At 69.8% G+C, this 13306-nt stretch carries 11 protein-coding genes; 4 read left to right on the forward strand and 7 right to left on the reverse strand.

Translation table 11 applies throughout. The annotated features are described in order from the left end of the window. Window position 1: 1 nt before the first annotated feature. Complete coding sequence (locus ACF8NF_RS04780; protein WP_392450153.1) at window positions 2-637, reverse strand: DUF2760 domain-containing protein; 636 nt, start codon at window positions 635-637, stop codon at window positions 2-4. A gap of 196 nt (window positions 638-833) precedes the next feature. On the opposite strand from ACF8NF_RS04780, the gene ACF8NF_RS04785 reads away from it, so the two are divergent. The 3 genes from ACF8NF_RS04785 to ACF8NF_RS04795 all read left to right on the forward strand — a co-directional run bounded on the left by ACF8NF_RS04785 (window position 834) and on the right by ACF8NF_RS04795 (window position 2816). Continuing rightward, a complete protein-coding gene (locus tag ACF8NF_RS04785; RefSeq protein WP_164474686.1) occupies window positions 834-983 on the forward strand; it encodes a hypothetical protein in 150 nt (49 codons plus the stop codon). A 152-nt stretch (window positions 984-1135) separates the two neighbouring features. Further along, entirely contained in the window at window positions 1136-2011 is an 876-nt protein-coding gene (locus tag ACF8NF_RS04790; protein WP_026062924.1) for a hypothetical protein, read from the forward strand. 100 nt (window positions 2012-2111) lie between these two features. Next, window positions 2112-2816 carry a riboflavin synthase gene (locus ACF8NF_RS04795; RefSeq protein ID WP_012207520.1) on the forward strand — a complete coding sequence of 235 codons (705 nt, stop codon included), beginning with the start codon at window positions 2112-2114 and terminating at the stop codon, window positions 2814-2816. A gap of 13 nt (window positions 2817-2829) precedes the next feature. On the opposite strand, the gene ACF8NF_RS04800 is transcribed toward ACF8NF_RS04795, so the two are convergent. Beyond that, window positions 2830-5349 carry a heavy metal translocating P-type ATPase gene (locus tag ACF8NF_RS04800; protein ID WP_392450155.1) on the reverse strand — a complete coding sequence of 840 codons (2520 nt, stop codon included), beginning with the start codon at window positions 5347-5349 and terminating at the stop codon, window positions 2830-2832. 149 nt (window positions 5350-5498) lie between these two features. Here ACF8NF_RS04800 and ACF8NF_RS04805 point away from each other — a divergent pair, with 149 nt between their 5' ends. Next, window positions 5499-7409 carry a bifunctional metallophosphatase/5'-nucleotidase gene (locus ACF8NF_RS04805; protein WP_392450156.1) on the forward strand — a complete coding sequence of 637 codons (1911 nt, stop codon included), beginning with the start codon at window positions 5499-5501 and terminating at the stop codon, window positions 7407-7409. Window positions 7410-7520: 111 nt separating this feature from the next. On the opposite strand, the gene ACF8NF_RS04810 is transcribed toward ACF8NF_RS04805, so the two are convergent. From ACF8NF_RS04810 to ACF8NF_RS04830, 5 genes are read right to left on the reverse strand one after another with little or no spacing between them, the layout of a single operon-like run. Beyond that, window positions 7521-9248: a biotin carboxylase N-terminal domain-containing protein gene (locus tag ACF8NF_RS04810; protein ID WP_013800623.1), complete on the reverse strand. Its 1728-nt coding sequence runs from the start codon at window positions 9246-9248 to the stop codon at window positions 7521-7523. Between the two features lie 10 nt (window positions 9249-9258). Further along, window positions 9259-10866, reverse strand: a complete 1608-nt coding sequence (locus ACF8NF_RS04815; RefSeq protein WP_392450159.1) for a carboxyltransferase domain-containing protein — start codon at window positions 10864-10866, stop codon at window positions 9259-9261. Window positions 10867-10875: 9 nt separating this feature from the next. Then, a complete protein-coding gene (locus tag ACF8NF_RS04820; protein WP_016454390.1) occupies window positions 10876-11634 on the reverse strand; it encodes a LamB/YcsF family protein in 759 nt (252 codons plus the stop codon). A 33-nt stretch (window positions 11635-11667) separates the two neighbouring features. Next, window positions 11668-12336, reverse strand: a complete 669-nt coding sequence (gene pcp, locus ACF8NF_RS04825; protein ID WP_016454391.1) for a pyroglutamyl-peptidase I — start codon at window positions 12334-12336, stop codon at window positions 11668-11670. Window positions 12337-12352: 16 nt separating this feature from the next. Next, window positions 12353-13306, reverse strand: coding sequence for a DUF979 domain-containing protein (locus ACF8NF_RS04830; protein WP_016454392.1), 954 nt, complete (start codon window positions 13304-13306; stop codon window positions 12353-12355).

Consider the following 13306-nt stretch of genomic DNA (forward strand, 5'->3'; position numbering starts at 1 on the left):
CTCACAGCTCCACCTCGGCCTGGGCCACGATGGCGGCAGCCTTGTGATCGGTGAGCTGGGGCAGGCGGACATCGTCCACGCGCCAGCCACGGTGGCCCAGCGTGCCCGTGAAGGGTGCCTGGCCGACCACGTTGCCCGTCAGGCGCACGGCGGCGGCATCAAAGCCTGCGGCCAGCGTGACGCGGCTGCCTTCGGCCTCCGTCCGCACGGGGGCGATGCTGAAATGCTCGCGCAGCACCTTGCGGCAGCCTTCGTGCACCACGCGGGCGGCGGCGCCGATCTCGGCGTCGGCGTAGCCGGCCACGTCTTCCTGCACGAAGTCCACGAAGCGCGCCTCGCGCTGCAGCAGGCCCAGCAGCTGCAGCGCGGCGGTGCCAGCGGGTGCGGCCGGCTCCACGACGGTCTTTTCGACGATCTTCTCGACCGGCACCTCGACGCGGACCTCGACGATCCGGTCCACGGGCACCTCCACGCGCACCTCCTTGGGTGCGGGCGGCGGCACGTCGGCGGCCAGCGGCTCGCCGTCGCGCAGCCGGGACACATCGGCGGCCAGGCGGCCGTTGCCGAGGATGGCGAAGAAACTGCCGATCGCGATGGCGATGCGGCTCAGGAACGAGGGGGGAGTCTTGGAATTCATGGGCTTCTCTTGGCGAGAGGACCCTGCCGGGCCGATCGCCGCGCAGCAGGGCAACCGGGCGCCGATGGTCCTCCACCGGGCGCCCGCAGGGTCCGTGATGTTACCCAAAGCAACGAAGCCCCGTCCTGTACACGCCCCCATGCCCCCGTGCGCAAATGGCCTGGCGGCATAATCGCGGCTGCTCATCCCCCTGTCCATGGCCCCTACACGCCTTTTCCGCCACGCCCCGACCCGCTGCACCGCCTTGCGCGCGCAGCGGCCGCAGCGCGTGCACGGCGTGCCCACGGCCTTCATCAGCCTGTGCGGCTTCACGGCCCTGCTTTCCGCCGCCGTGCGGAAAGCCTGAGGTCCAACCCCAGCTTCCCGCACGGCCCCCGCAGCGAATCCGCATGCAAACGCATGCCAGGAGCTGCCGGCCCACGCCCGCATCGCCCTGGCCTGCACGCCTTTCAGGCTGCGCCGCCGCATGGCACAGCCGCTGTGACCCAGGAGCTGACGATGGACATGGAACTCTCCCAAAACTTTCTGCGCGCCAAAAGCCCTTGCGCGGCGGGCTTTCGCTGGTTCGTGCGCAACCGCCATGACGGCAACGACTACCAGCGCGTGCTCGACGCCCTGGTGGGCGATGGCCGCGTCGAGGACGCGCGCTGGCTCATGAACCAGTTCGGCCCCACCGATGCCGTGCTGGAGGTCGATCACCTGGAGGCCGATGCCCTGGTGTTCTCGGGCAGCGTCGTCGTGCATGGCGAGCTGCGCGTGCCCGGCCTGCTGGCCGTGGGCCGCACGCTGCAGGCCGGCGCCGGCATCCACGCGGGCCGCATCGAGGCCGGCCAGGACCTGCACAGCGGCGGCGCCATCTTCTGCAGCGGCCCGCTGCAGGCCGGCGGCCTGGTCAAGGCCGCCTGGAGCGTGGACGTGCACGAGGAACTGCGCGCCGAAGACGTGCGCGCCGGCTGGGAGCTGCGCTGCGGCGCCGACCTGCGCCTGGGCGGAGGGGCCCAGGCCGGCCAGGACATCGAGGTGCAGGGCGCCATCCGCTGCGGCAAGGGCCTGCGCGCGGGCGGCAGCATCCGCGCCAGCGGCCTGATCGAGCTGGGCCACGGCCTGTACGCTGGCGCCGACGTGGAAGGCGGCAGCCACATCGAGGTGGACTGGGGCATGCGCGCGCTGGGCGACATCCGTGCGGCCTGCAGCATCCGCGCGGGCGAGACCCTGCATGCCGAAGGCGAGATCGCGGCCGGCCCCGGCTACGGCATCTATGCGGGCATGAACGTGCAGCAGGATGCCTGGCCGTCCTGTGCCTGGGTGCATGCGGCGCAGCGGCCGCCCGCCCTCCTCAGCGGCTGGTGGGAAGAGGCCGCGGCACCGGCCTGATGCCCGCAGGGACACGCCGGCCTGCGCCCCCGCAGCGCAGCGCCGCGATGCAAAATACCCGCTTCGCCGCCGACCGGGCGGCTCCAAGGAATCCCACATCGTGTTCACCGGCATCATCCAGGCCGTGGCAAGCATTGCCGCGCTGCGCGACCAGAACGGCCTGCGCACCTTCACCCTCGACTTTCCCGAAGGCTTCTGCCAGGACCTGGCCATCGGCGCCAGCGTCTCCACCGACGGCGTGTGCCTGACGGTGACGGAGATCCTCTCGCCCACGCGCGCCACCTTCGACGTGATGCTGCAAAGCCTGAACATCACCACGCTGGGCGGCTATGCCGTGGGCGGGCGCGTCAATGTGGAGCGCGCGGCAAAGGACGGCGCCGAGATCGGCGGCCATCCGCTGTCGGGCCACGTGGACTTCACCTCGCCCGTGCTGGAAGTGGCCTCCAGCGACACCAACCACCGCATCCGCTTCGGCATTCCCGAGGGCTTTCGCCACTACGTGTTCGCCAAGGGCTACATCGCCATCAACGGCGCCAGCCTCACGGTGTCCGAGGTGGACCGCCAGGCCGGCTGGTTCGAGGTCTGGCTGATCCCCGAGACGCGCCGCATGACCGTGTTCGAGTCCAAGGGCGTGGGCGACCTGCTCAATGTGGAGATCGACCGCAGCACCCAGGTCGTGGTGGACACGGTGCGCGAGACCGTGCAGCAAAGCCTGGGCCGCCTGCAGCCCGTGCTAGAAGCCCTGCTCAAGGAAAAAGGCCTGAGCCTGGACGACTTCATAGACGTCCCCAAGCTGCCCGGCTGACTGCCTTCGTCGTTCAACGCCCCGCCGCCAGCGGCGGATTGAAACGCCGCAGGCGCAGCGCGTTGCTGAGCACGAAGACGCTGGACAGCGCCATGGCCCCGGCCGCGAACACGGGCGACAGCAGCGTGCCGTTGACGGGGTACAGCAGGCCAGCGGCCACGGGGATCAGGGCCACGTTGTAGGCAAAGGCCCAGAACAGGTTCTGGCGGATGTTGGCCATGGTGGCCTTGGACAGCGCAATCGCATTGGGCACGCCGCCCAGGTCGCCCGACATCAGCACCACGTCGGCCGCCTCGATGGCGATGTCCGTGCCCGTGCCAATGGCCAGGCCCACATCGGCCTCGGCCAGGGCCGGCGCGTCGTTGATGCCGTCGCCCACATAGGCCAGCGTGCCGTGCTCGGCCTTCAGGCGCTTGACGGCATCGACCTTGCCGCCGGGCAGCACCTCGGCCACCACCTCGTCGATGCCCAGCTGGCGCGCAATGGCCTCGGCCGTGCGGCGGTTGTCGCCGGTGATCATGGCCACCTTCAGGCCCAAGGCGTGCAGCGCGGCAATGGCGGCCGGCGTGCTGTCCTTGATGGGATCGGCCACGGCGATCATGGCTGCCAGGCGACCGTCCACGGCGGCATACAGCGGCGTCTTGCCTTCGTCGCCCAGGCGCGCGGCCTCGTCTGCCAGCGTGTCCACCTGCAGGCCCAATTCGCGCATGAAGCGGTCGGCACCGATCTCCACGCGCACGCCGTCCACCTGGGCGCGCACGCCAAAGCCTGTCACCGATTCAAAGCGATCCACGGCACCCAGCGGCAGATCCTCGGCCTTGGCAGCATCCACGATGGCGCGCGCAATCGGGTGCTCGGAGCGGTCCTCCACGGCCGCCACCAGCGCCAGCACGCGGCTGCGCTCGCCCTCGAAGCCCGGGGCCAGCACCAGGTCGGTCAGCTCGGGGCGGCCGCGCGTCAGCGTGCCCGTCTTGTCCACGGCCACCACGCGGGCGTCTTTCAAGGTCTGCAGCGCCTCGCCCTTGCGCAGCAGCACGCCCATCTGCGCGGCCCGGCCCGTGCCCACCATGATGGAAGTGGGCGTGGCCAGGCCCATGGCGCAGGGGCAGGCGATGATGAGCACGGCCACGGCATTGACCAGCGCAAAGCTCAGCGCGGGCGACGGCCCCCAGGCCAGCCAGGCGCCGAAGGTCAGCAGGGCCACGGCCATCACGGCCGGCACGAACCACATGGTGACCTGGTCCACCAGCGCCTGTATGGGCAGCTTGGAGCCCTGGGCCTGCTCGACCATGCGGATGATCTGCGCCAGCAGCGTGTCCGCACCGACCTTGGTGGCGCGAAAGGCCAGCGCGCCGTTCTGGTTCACCGTGCCGCCAACCAGTTCGGCACCCGGGGTTTTCTCGACCGGCACGGGCTCGCCGCTGATCATGGATTCATCGACGAAGCTGCTGCCCTCGATGACCTCGCCATCGACGGGAATGCGCTCGCCGGGCCGCACCTCGATGGTGTCGCCCGCACGCACGGCGGCAATGTCCACCTCCTGCACGGCGCCGTCCTTGCGCACGCGCGCCGTCTTGGCCTGCAGTCGCACCAGGCGGCGGATGGCTTCGGAGGTATTGCCCTTGGCGCGCGCCTCCATGAAGCGGCCCAGCAGGATCAGCGCCACGATCACGGCCGCCGCCTCGTAATACACATTCACCGTGCCGGCCGGCAGCCACTGCGGCACGAAGGTGGCCACCAGCGAATAGGCAAACGCCGCCGAGGTGCCCACGGCCACCAGCGAATTCATGTCGGGCGCGCCGCGCAGCAGCGCGGGAATGCCTTTCTGGAAAAAACGCAGGCCCGGCCCGAACAGCACGATGGCCGACAGCAGGCACTGCAGGTACCAGCTGTTCTGGGTGCCGATGGCCTGCCCCACCCAGTGGTGGAAGGCCGGCACCATGTGGCCGCCCATCTCCAGCACGAACACCGGCAGCGCAAACACCGTGGCCACGATCAGCGAGCGTTTGAGCGAGGCCCGCTCGCGCGCCTGGCGCTGCTCCGTGCCGTCTTCGGCCGGCGACTGCGCTGCGCCGCCTTCACTGGCCGGGTTCGCGCTGGCGCCCAGCGGACGCACCTCGTACCCGGCCTTGTGCACAGCTGCCACAAGGGCCGCCACATCTGCGCTGCCAGCCAGCGTCACCACTGCGCGTTCGGTGGCCAGGTTCACGCTGGCCGATTGCACGCCCTCCACCTTTTTCAGCGCCCGCTCCACGCGGCCCACGCAGGAGGCGCAGGTCATGCCCTCCACTTCCAGTTCCACGCTGGACTGGGGCACCTCGTAGCCGGCCTTCTCGATGGCGGAAATGGCGGCGGGCAGATCGGCCGCGCCCTCGAAGCGGATGCTGGCTTTTTCGGTGGCCAGGTTGACCACGGCCTCCTGCACGCCCGGCAGCTTCTTGAGCGCGCGCTCCACACGCCCCACGCAGGAGGCGCAGGTCATGCCCTGAACGGGCAGGTCTATGGCCATGCCGGCCTTGGTCGATGCATTCATTGCCTGACTCCTTTGTTCTCGCATTGGAGGCACTTTAGAGATTGCCACCATGTCAAGGTCAAGCCCCCTGCAGGGCGCTTTCATCGCCATGTCATCTGCCTTGCCCAGCATCGGCGGCCGTGACAAACCGATACAGAGAGAACCCGTTCATGTCCTTGACCTCCCATCGCCCCGCCCTGCGCCCGCTGGCCGTGGCCCTGGCTGCCTCCGCCCTGATCGCCGGTTGCGGCGGCTCCGGCAACGACACGCCCGCAGGCCAGCCGCTGGAGCTGCGCATTCTGCACATCAACGACCACCACTCCACGCTGGAGTCCAAGAGCAAGACCCTGCAGCTGGACGCCGGCACGGGCAAGGCCGAAGCCGTGGCCGTGGACGCCGCAGGCTTTGCGCGCGTGACCCAGGCCATCGAGGAGCTGTCCGCGCAGTCGCCCAACGTGCTCAAGCTGCACGCCGGCGACGCGCTCACCGGCACGCTGTACTTCAACCGCGCAGGCGCCGACGGCGAGGCCGATGCCGCACTCATGAACACCGTCTGCTTTGACGCCTTCACGCTGGGCAACCACGAGTTCGACAAGGGCGACAGCGGCCTCAAGTCCTTCCTGGACCGCCTGCGCGCCGGCACCTGCAAGACGCCCGTGCTCAGCGCCAACGTGCGCTTTGGCGCCAACTCGGCCCTGAACGCGGCCAAGGCGCCCGGCTATGTGAACCCCTCCACCGTGGTGGAGCGAGGCGGCCAGAAGATCGGCATCGTCGGCCTGACCATTGCGGGCAAGACCAAGGCATCGTCCAGCCCCGATACCGACACCACCTTCGAGGACGAGGCCACCGCAGCCCAGCGCGAAATCGACGCGCTGCGCGCCAAGGGCATCAACAAGATCATCGTCATGAGCCACGTGGGCTATGAGTACGACCGCCAGATCGTGCCCAAGCTCAGCGGCGTGGACGTGGTCGTGGGCGGCGACTCGCACACCCTGCTCGGCCCCGACGTGCTCAACACCACCGGCGTGGGCACGCCCGGCGGCGCCTACCCCACGCGCCTGACCGACAGGGACGGCAGCCCCGTCTGCGTGGTCCAGGCCTGGGAGTACGCCCAGGTCGTCGGCGACCTCAAGGTCCAGTTCGACGCCGACGGCCGCGTCACCCAGTGCACGGGCACGCCCCATGTGCTGATCGGCGACAGCTTCACCATCGCCGGCAAGGCCGCCACCGATGCGCAAAAGACCGCCCTCAAGGCTAGCGCCGCCGCCACCGGCGTGCTGCGCGTGACCACGCCCTCAGCCAAGGCCACCGCCGCGCTGCAGCCCTTCAAGGACAAGGTCGCCCAGTTCAACCTCAAGCAGGTCGCCACCGTGCCCCGGGAACTGTGCTCGCGCCGCGTGCCCGGCGGCGTCGGCACCATGAACTACAGCCAGTCCAGCGCCGCATGCAATGCCGAAGGCAGCGTCAGCGTGCGCGGCGGCGACATCCAGCAGCTCGTGGCCCAGGCCTACCTGGAAGAAGCCAACCGCCACTACGGCGGCGCCGACATCACCCTGCAAAGCGGCGGCGGCGTGCGCATCCCGCTGCTGGGCCAGGTCACGGCCGCCCAGGTCATCCAGGTCCTGCCCTTCGGCAACAAGCTGTTCCGCCTCGACATCACCGGCACGGAAGTCAAGGGCATGCTCGAGGACGGCCTGCAGGCCGTCTACGGCCCCAGCGGCACGACCGGCCCCTACCCCTACACGGGCGGCCTGCGCTTTGACGTGAACGCTGCAGCGGCGGCCGGCCAGCGCGTGTCGGGCATCGAGGTGTATGACAACGCGAGCAAGACGTGGAAGCCGCTGGATACCGCGCGCACATACAAGCTGTTCGTGCTGAGCTTCAATGCCACGGGTGGCGATGGCTACAAGACGCTGGCGGCCGTGCCTGATGCGCGCCGTCTGGACATTGGCGTGCTCGATTCCGATGTGTTCTTCAACTACATCGAGAGGCAGCCGGTGGATGCGGTGTCTGGTCTGCCGCTGCTGTCGCGGCTGGCGACGGATCTGTACAGTACGCGTAGTTTTCAGGGTGGGCGCTGATTAGTTCACGCTCTTTTTTGAGACCCTGCCGGGGGGTGTTTTTCGAGGCCGGGTCTCGGCCCGGCCTCTGCCCCAGAGGCACAACACAATCAAAAACAGGTCAACCAGAAATCAGCCAATCCGAGCAATCACAGCCCCCAGCACCTGCGCCTTCCCCGCCTCAGCCACCAAAGCCACCACCCCGCTGCGATGCGCAGTCACCTGCATCTCCATCTTCATGGCCTCCATGACGGCAATCACATCGCCTTCCTGGACGGTGTCGCCATCGGCCACCTTCCACGCATGCAGATTCCCTGCAATGGGTGAGGTGACGGCAGCGGGGTCCACGGCAGATTCGGCAGCCGGCGCGGCAGCCACACCGCCGCCAGCCGATGCCAGCCCCTGCAGCAGCACCGCAGGCAGGCCCAGCGACACCCGTCGCCCGTCGATCTCGACCGCGCAGCGCACCAGGCTGGCGTCGGGCAGCGGCTCGGCGCGCACGGCGGCGGCCAGGGGTTCGGCGAAGTCGGATTCGATCCAGCGCGTGTGGACCTTGAAGCCGTCGTTGCCCACGAAGTCGGCATGGCCGATGACGGCGCGGTGGAAGGGCAGGACGGAGGACAGGCCTTCGATGCGGAACTCGGCCAGGGCGCGGCGTGCGCGGGCCAGGGCCTGTTCACGGGTGGCGCCGCTGACGATGAGCTTGGCCATCAGCGAGTCGAAGCTGCCGGGCACGACCGAGCCGGTCTGCACGCCCGTGTCCAGGCGCACGCCGGGGCCCGAGGGCGGGTCGAACCGCACCACGGGGCCGGGCGTGGGCAGGAAGCCCCGGCCCACGTCTTCGGCGTTGATGCGGAATTCGATGGAGTGACCCAGCGGCGCCGGGGTTTCGGTGATGGACAGGGGCAGGCCGTCGGCCACGCGCAGCTGCTCGATCACCAGGTCCACGCCCGTGGTCTGCTCGGTCACGGGGTGCTCGACCTGCAGGCGCGTGTTGACTTCGAGGAAGGAGATGGCGCCCGTCTGGCTCAACAGGAATTCCACCGTGCCCGCGCTGACGTAGCCGGCCGCCGCGCAGATGTCGCGTGCGGAGCTGTGGATGCGGGCGCGCTGCTCGTCGCTGAGGAAGGGCGCCGGGGCCTCTTCCACCAGCTTCTGGTTGCGCCGCTGCAGCGAGCAGTCGCGCGTGCCCAGCACGACCACGTTGCCGTGGGTGTCGGCCAGCACCTGGGCCTCGATGTGGCGGGGGCGGTCCAGGAATTGCTCGACAAAGCATTCGCCGCGGCCGAAGGCGGTGACGGCCTCGCGCACGGCCGAGTGAAAGAGCTCCTCGACCTCGTCCATGCGCCACGCGATCTTCATGCCGCGCCCGCCGCCGCCGAAGGCGGCCTTGATGATGATGGGCAGGCCGTGCTGCTGGGCAAAGGCCAGCACTTCGCCGGCATCCTTGACGGGGTCGGGCGTGCCGGCCACCAGGGGAGCGCCGACCTGCAGGGCGATCTTGCGCGCCTCGACCTTGTCGCCCAGCTTGGCGATGGTCTCGGGCGTGGGGCCGATCCAGCGCAGGCCCGCATCCAGCACGGCGCGCGCGAAGGCTTCGCTTTCGGACAGGAAGCCGTAGCCGGGGTGCACGGCGTCGGCGCCGCTCTTGTGCGCGATGGCGATGAGCTTGGCGATGTTCAGGTAGGTGTCGGCCGGGCGCTCGCCGTCCAGGCCATAGGCCTCGTCGGCCATGCGCACGTGCAGGGCGTCGATGTCGGCATCGGCGTAGACGGCCACGGATTTCACGCCGTAGTCGGCGCAGGCGCGGGCGATGCGGACGGCGATCTCGCCACGGTTGGCAATCAGGACTTTTTTCATCGCAATACCTTCAATTGTTCTGCAGGCGCTGGGCGCCTTGCGCGCCGGGGGAATATTCCTCGAAGGCGCGGATGGGGTTGAAGCGGATCCAGGCGCCCACGGGAATCTGGCCGGCCAGATCGAGGTGGTGCGGCGCCACGCAGCCGATGACAGGGTAGCCGCCCGTCAGCGGATGGTCGGCCAGGAACAGCACGGGCTGGCCGCTGGGAGGCACCTGGATGGCGCCCAGCGGCGTGCCTTCGCTGGGCAGCTCGCCGGCCACGGCGCGCGCCAGGGGCCGCTCGCCCGCCACGCGCAGGCCCACGCGGTTCGATTGCGGCGTGACCTGCCAGCGCTGCGCGGCCAGCAGGGCCACGGCCTCGGGCGTGAACCAGTCGGTGCGCGGGCCCAGCTCCACGTCCAGCACCACGTCCTGCCCGGCGATGGGCAGGGACTCGGGCGGCAGCTCGGGTGCGGACACGGCCGTGCGGTCCGCAGCCCGCACGGGCAGGATCTGGCCCACGGCCAGGGCGGTTGGGCCGACATTCGCCAGGGTGTCGGTGCAGGCGCTGCCCAGCACGGGCGTGACGGCAAAGCCGCCGCGCACGGCCACATAGCAGCGCGCGCCGGCCACGGGCTGGGCAATGGTCAGCAGGTCGCCATCGGCCAGGGCCACGGCCTGGTAGCGCGGCACGCTCCAGCGCTGGCCGGACCCGGTGGTCACGGTCAGGGGCGCATCGGCGCCCGTGATGGCGACCACGGTCTCGCCCTGGCTTTGCAGCGACAGGCCACCGCCCACGGTCTCCAGCACGGCCAGGTCGCTGGCATTGCCGACCAGGCGGTTGGCGGCCTTGAAGGCTGCCTGGTCCATGGCGCCCGAGGCCGAGACGCCCTGCCCGGCCTGGCCCAGGCGGCCCCGGTCCTGGAACAGCGTCATCAGCCCGGTGGCCTTGACGCGCAGCGCGTTGCCCTCTGGCAGTTCGGCCTGCACGACAGCGGGTGCAGGTTCGGCATCCGCCTGCTCCATGCCTGCGGCATCGACAAAGCGCACGCGGTAGCCGGGCTGCAGCAGCGCAGGCAGCTCGCGCGCAAGGTCCCACATGCGCGCCGAGGTGCGGCCTATCAGTTGCCAGCCGCCCGGGCTGGCCTGGGGATAGACGGCGCTGAACGTGCCGCCCAGCGCCACGGAGCCGGCCGGCACGCGCGTGCGCGGCGTGGTGCGGCGCGGCACGTTGAAGATCGGATCGCCCCCGCTGAGGTAGGCAAAGCCGGGCGCGAAGCCCGTGAAGGCCACGGCGTACTCGCTGCCCGTGTGGCGGCGCACGACTTCCTCGGGCGTGATGCCCAGCAGCTGCGCCACATCGGCCAGGTCCTCGCCGTCGTAGTGCACGGGGATTTCGACCAGCACATCGCTGCGCTCGGCGCGCTGACTCAGGTCACGCGCGGCGATGCGGTTCACCAGCTCGGCCACGCCCACCTGGGCGGGGGTGAACTGCACAAGCACGGTGCGCGCGGCCGGCACCAGCTCCTGCACGCCGGCGATGGGCTCGCGCTGCAGCGAGCCCAGCAGGGCCAGGGTTTCATCCAGGTCGACCAGCTCCACCAGCAGGGCCTGGCGGTTGACAGGTAGAAAGCGCATGGCCACTCCTCAACCTGCGAAGGAGGAAATGCGCACGCCCTCCTGCTCGAAACGCTCGCGCAGATGGCGTGCGATGGCCACGGCTCCCGGGCTGTCGCCATGCACGCAGATGGAGTCGGCGGCAATGCGCACGGGGCTGCCGTCCACGGCCTCGACCACCCCTTCGCGCACCAGCATGAGCATGCGCGCGGCGATCTGGTCCACGTCGTGCAGCACGGCGCCCGGATCGCGGCGCGAGACCAGGGTGCCCTCGGGCGTGTAGCCCCGGTCGGCAAAGGCCTCGGCCACCACGGTCAGGCCTGCGTCGCGCGCCCAGTCGATCAGGGGCGAGCCGGCCAGCGCCACCAGCACCAGGCTGGGGTCGATGGCGCGCATGGCCGTGATCACGTCGGTGGCCTGGCGCCTGTCGTGGGCGATGGTGTTGTAGAGCGCGCCGTGCGGCTTGACGTAGCGCACCTCGGTGCCAGCCACGCGGGCCAGGCCCTGCAGCGCGCCGATCTGGTAGATGACGCCGGCCACCAGGTCGGCGCTGGCCACGTCCATGTTGCGCCGGCCGAAGCCGACCAGGTCGGGATAGGACACATGGGCGCCGACGATGGCGCCGCGCGCGCGGGCGGCCTTGAGCGTCTCCAGGATGCCTGCCGGGTCGCCGGCATGGAATCCGCAGGCCACGTTGGCGCTGCTGACGATATCGAGCATGGCGGCATCGTCGCCCATGCGCCATCCACCCAGGCTCTCGCCAAGATCACTGTTCAGGTCAATTTTCATCGTTCTCTCCTCACCGGACTCGGTGCACGGGGTTCAGTGCAGCTGGCCGGCGTTTTCCTTCAGATCCTGGGACACGGTCAGGGCCGTGCGGATGGTCTCGCGCACGGCAGCCACCTGGTCGGCCAGCGACATGCTGGGCATGCCCGGCTTGCGCGCTGCCTGCTCAGGCAGGGCCGGCACATGGATGAAGCCGCCCCGCGCACCCGGCGCAGCCTTGCCCTGGGCCAGCCAGTGCATGAGCGCGAAAAACACGTGGTTGCAGACAAAGGTGCCCGCCGTGTTGGACACGGAAGACGGAATGCCCCGCGCACGCAGGTTGTGCACCACGGCCTTGATGGGCAGCGTGGAAAAGTACGCGGCGGGCGCGCCCGGGATCACCACCTGGTCCACGGGCTGGCGCGCCGCATGGTCGGGAATGCGGGCGTCGTCGATATTGATGGCCACGCGCTCGGGCGTGAACTCGCTGCGGCCGCCGGCCAGGCCCAGGCTGATGACCAGCACCGGCTGCAGCTGCGCAAGCGCCTCCTGCAGCTGGCGCAGCGATTCGCCGAACACGCAGCGCAGCTGCAGGCCGTGGACGGTGGCGCCCTCCACGATCTCGCCATGCAGGGCACGCGCCACTTCCCACGAGGGATTGACAGGGTCCTGCTCGAACGGCTCGAAGCCGGTCACCAGGATGCGCGGGGAAGTGGAATCGGTCATGGCAACAGTCCGTCCTTTAACGGAACATCAGGAAATACATGAGGAAGACGTTGGCCGTCAGCAGGGCCAGGGCCGTGGGCACCTGGGCGCGGATCACGGCATTCTTGTCGATCTCCAGCAGCGCGGCGGGCACCAGGTTGAAGTTGGCCGCCATGGGCGTCAGCAGGGTGCCGCAGTAGCCCGAGAGCATGCCGATGGCCGCCATCACGGCCGGGTCGCCATGGTAGACGCCCACCAGAATGGGCACGCCCACGCCGCCCGTCATCACCGGGAAGGCCGCGAAGCCATTGCCCATCACCACCGTGAACAGCGCCATGCCGAGCACGTAGACGGCCACGGCCACGAAGCGGATGTCCATGTTGATATAGGTGGTGGTCACATAGGCCACGGCCTTGCCCACGCCGGCGTCCGAGAACACCAGGCCCAGCATGCCCAGCATCTGGGGCAGCACCAGGGCCCAGCCCAGCGCATCGGTCAGGCGGCGCGATTCGCGCATGCCCTGGGCCGGCGTCTCGCGGGTCAGCCAGCAGGCCAGGCCCAGCGCCAGCACGCAGCCCACGCCCAGGCTCACCAGCGTGGTGGCCTTGGGGTCCAGCAGGGGCGTTCCGCCGAAGACCAGGTGCGAGGCGCTCAGCGTGCCGACCATGGTGATCAGCGGAATCGCCAGGGCCGGCACGAACAGCTTGTTGCCCAGGCGCTTGGCGCTGGCCAGGTATTCGGCATCGCTGCGCGGCGCGTGGCGGCCGCTGCCCACGCCACCGAAGCCGGCGATCAGCGCCATGGCCACGGCGATCACGCCCACCACCATGGGGGGCAGCTCATGACCCACCAGGAAGACGGCCGCATACAGCGCCCAGAACAGGCCGCTGGACCAGCGCTTGGGATTGCTGGCATCGCGCAGCGTCATCACGGCCGTGACGGCCAGGACGAAGCCGACCAGGTAGTACAGGTGTTGGATGGTCAGCGTCAT

This window comes from Delftia sp. WSY_22, from assembly GCF_043104185.1.
Classification (GTDB): domain Bacteria; phylum Pseudomonadota; class Gammaproteobacteria; order Burkholderiales; family Burkholderiaceae_C; genus Comamonas; species Comamonas tsuruhatensis.

Coding starts and splice junctions, on each gene's coding strand:
- ACF8NF_RS04830 (WP_016454392.1), bottom strand. CDS start 13,306: ATGACGCTGACCATCCAACACCTGTACTACCTGGTCGGCTTCGTCCTG.
- ACF8NF_RS04815 (WP_392450159.1), bottom strand. CDS start 10,866: ATGCGCTTTCTACCTGTCAACCGCCAGGCCCTGCTGGTGGAGCTGGTC.
- ACF8NF_RS04805 (WP_392450156.1), top strand. CDS start 5,499: ATGTCCTTGACCTCCCATCGCCCCGCCCTGCGCCCGCTGGCCGTGGCC.
- pcp (WP_016454391.1), bottom strand. CDS start 12,336: ATGACCGATTCCACTTCCCCGCGCATCCTGGTGACCGGCTTCGAGCCG.
- ACF8NF_RS04790 (WP_026062924.1), top strand. CDS start 1,136: ATGGACATGGAACTCTCCCAAAACTTTCTGCGCGCCAAAAGCCCTTGC.
- ACF8NF_RS04800 (WP_392450155.1), bottom strand. CDS start 5,349: ATGAATGCATCGACCAAGGCCGGCATGGCCATAGACCTGCCCGTTCAG.
- ACF8NF_RS04785 (WP_164474686.1), top strand. CDS start 834: ATGGCCCCTACACGCCTTTTCCGCCACGCCCCGACCCGCTGCACCGCC.
- ACF8NF_RS04780 (WP_392450153.1), bottom strand. CDS start 637: ATGAATTCCAAGACTCCCCCCTCGTTCCTGAGCCGCATCGCCATCGCG.
- ACF8NF_RS04820 (WP_016454390.1), bottom strand. CDS start 11,634: ATGAAAATTGACCTGAACAGTGATCTTGGCGAGAGCCTGGGTGGATGG.
- ACF8NF_RS04810 (WP_013800623.1), bottom strand. CDS start 9,248: ATGAAAAAAGTCCTGATTGCCAACCGTGGCGAGATCGCCGTCCGCATC.